This window comes from Bradyrhizobium sp. 154, from assembly GCF_023073875.1.
In the GTDB taxonomy this organism is placed as follows: domain Bacteria; phylum Pseudomonadota; class Alphaproteobacteria; order Rhizobiales; family Xanthobacteraceae; genus Bradyrhizobium.
Window position 1 is genome coordinate 1 of record NZ_JADPKG010000047.1, and the last position, 3083, is coordinate 3083.

Below are 3083 nucleotides of genomic sequence, written 5' to 3' on the forward strand. Positions count from 1 at the left end.
CATCAGCCTGTTATCCCCGGCGTACCTTTTATCCGTTGAGCGATGGCCCATCCACGCGGGACCACCGGATCACTATGACCGACTTTCGTCTCTGCTCGACGTGTCTGTCTCGCAGTCAAGCGGGCTTATGCCATTGCACGCGACGAGCGATTTCCGACCGCTCTGAGCCCACCTTCGTACGCCTCCGTTACGCTTTGGGAGGCGACCGCCCCAGTCAAACTGCCTGCCATGCGCGGTCCCGAACCCCGATCAGGGGCTGCGGTTAGACCACCATGTCGTCAAGGGTGGTATTTCAAGGGTGGCTCCACGCAGGCTGGCGCCCGCGCTTCAAAGCCTACCACCTATCCTACACATGCCGACACGAAGGCCAGCGCAAAGCTACAGTAAAGGTGCACGGGGTCTTTCCGTCTGACCGCAGGAACCCCGCATCTTCACGGGGAATTCAATTTCACTGAGCCGATGCTGGAGACAGCGGGGAGATCGTTACGCCATTCGTGCAGGTCGGAACTTACCCGACAAGGAATTTCGCTACCTTAGGACCGTTATAGTTACGGCCGCCGTTTACCGGGGCTTCAATTCAAGGCTCTCACCTCTCCTCTTAACCTTCCGGCACCGGGCAGGCGTCAGGCCCTATACGTCGTCTTACAGACTTCGCAGAGCCCTGTGTTTTAGATAAACAGTCGCCACCCCCTGGTCTGTGCCCCCCGACCCTGCTTGCGCAAAGCCGGGGCCTCCTTATCCCGAAGTTACGGAGGCAAATTGCCGAGTTCCTTCAGCATCGTTCTCTCAAGCGCCTTGGTATACTCTACCTGTCCACCTGTGTCGGTTTCGGGTACGGTCGTACGCGGAGGCTATTTCCTGGGACCCCTTCACCGCCCGAGCAATCCGATAAGCTCAGACGATACACGGCATCCGTCACCATCCGCTGGCCGGGGACTATTCACCCCGTTCCCATCGACTACGCCTTTCGGCCTCGCCTTAGGGGCCGGCTAACCCTGCGAAGATTAACTTTACGCAGGAACCCTTGGACTTTCGGCGAGAGTGTCTTTCACACTCTTTGTCGTTACTCATGTCAGCATTCGCACTTCCCATACCTCCAGGAGCCCTCACGGGTCTCCCTTCGCCGGCCTAGGGAACGCTCCGCTACCGCGTATCTTGCGATACACCCGAAGCTTCGGCTCGTGGCTTGAGCCCCGTTACATTTTCGGCGCAGGACCCCTTGTTTAGACCAGTGAGCTGTTACGCTTTCTTTAAAGGATGGCTGCTTCTAAGCCAACCTCCTGGTTGTTTTGGGAGTCCCACATCCTTTCCCACTTAGCCACGAATTGGGGGCCTTAGCTGTCGGTCAGGGTTGTTTCCCTCTCCACGACGGACGTTAGCACCCGCCGTGTGTCTCCCGAGCAGTACTCGTGCGTATTCGGAGTTTGGTTGGGTTTGGTACCGCTGTGGGCGGCCCTAGCCCATCCAGTGCTCTACCCCGCACGGTATTCACTCGAGGCGCTACCTAAATAGCTTTCGCGGAGAACCAGCTATTTCCGAGTTTGATTGGCCTTTCACCCCTAGCCACACGTCATCCAAGACCTTTTCAACGGGCACTGGTTCGGACCTCCAGTGGGTGTTACCCCACCTTCATCCTGCACATGGCTAGATCACTCGGTTTCGGGTCTAAAGCCACGAACTGAACGCCCTGTTCAGACTCGCTTTCGCTGCGCCTCCACCTACCGGCTTAAGCTTGCTCGTAACTTTAAGTCGCTGACCCATTATACAAAAGGTACGCAGTCACCCAGGACAAACCTTGGGCTCCTACTGTTTGTAAGCATCCGGTTTCAGGTGCTGTTTCACTCCCCTCGTCGGGGTGCTTTTCACCTTTCCCTCACGGTACTGGTTCACTATCGGTCGCTGAGGAGTACTTAGGCTTGGAGGGTGGTCCCCCCATGTTCAGACAGGATTTCACGTGTCCCGCCCTACTCGAGTCCTGCCGATCGTCCGTCCCGTACGGGGCTCTCACCCTTCACGCCGGCCGTTCCAGGCCGTTCCGGTAAACTCACTGCAGGCACTGGCCTGGTCCGCGTTCGCTCGCCACTACTAACGGAGTCTCGTTGATGTCCTTTCCTCCGGGTACTGAGATGTTTCAGTTCCCCGGGTTCGCTTCAAACCCCTATGGATTCAGGATTTGATACCTTCATCTGACCAATCGTAGTGAGGGGCCAAACCAGCGTTTCCGCCAGCCTGACACCACAATACGAAGGGTCGAAGGTGGGTTTCCCCATTCGGAAATCCCTGGATCAAAGCTCGTTCGCAGCTCCCCAAGGCTTATCGCAGCGTACCACGTCCTTCATCGCCTCTCAGCGCCAAGGCATCCACCGAATGCTCTTAAGGCACTTGATCGCTCTCATGATCGATGTCCGAGCCTGACCGGCAGCCGCATCAGCGGATGACGTCAGGCACAGGACCACGGTCACGATAAAGACCAGTGACCAAACCGCTCTTCAGCGGTTCGGTCACATGCTTGCCGAACATGACCTCCAACGGGCACCCCGCTTTCGCGGGACCCGCGGTCACATTCCCTCTTCACAGTTTTTAGATATCGATGCCGCCTGCTGCGCTCAGCGCTGGCAAGGGCAAACTTGCTGCCTTCTCTTCCGGATGATCACCGCGCCTTCACGAAGAGGCGCTGGTGGAGACGGACGGGATCGAACCGACGACCTGATGCTTGCAAAGCAACTGCTCTCCCAGCTGAGCTACGTCCCCTGATCATGGTGGGCCTGGGACGACTCGAACGTCCGACCTCACCCTTATCAGGGGTGCGCTCTAACCACCTGAGCTACAGGCCCGAGCGGTGATCCCGCTTATCCGGATGAGAAAGAGAAACGAGGGCGGCCTCTCCAGGTCCCGCCAATCGAAGCCCTGACTGGGCTTCATGTATCCAATGACGTCTCGAGTGGCGGCCCGTCAGCCAGACGGCTGCCGGTCGTCCAAAAGAAACATCCTTAGAAAGGAGGTGATCCAGCCGCAGGTTCCCCTACGGCTACCTTGTTACGACTTCACCCCAGTCGCTGACCCTACCGTGGTCGCCTGCCTCC

Annotated in this window: 2 tRNA genes and 2 rRNA genes; all 4 read right to left on the minus strand. The window is 57.9% G+C overall.

The features are described 5' to 3' along the window. Positions 1 to 2388, minus strand: a 23S ribosomal RNA gene (locus tag IVA92_RS11600); the annotation flags it as partial. A gap of 287 nt (positions 2389 to 2675) precedes the next feature. After that, a tRNA-Ala gene (locus IVA92_RS11605) sits at positions 2676 to 2751 on the minus strand. 6 nt (positions 2752 to 2757) lie between these two features. Further along, positions 2758 to 2834, minus strand: a tRNA-Ile gene (locus IVA92_RS11610). 160 nt (positions 2835 to 2994) lie between these two features. Then, a 16S ribosomal RNA gene (locus IVA92_RS11615) occupies positions 2995 to 3083 on the minus strand; the annotation flags it as partial.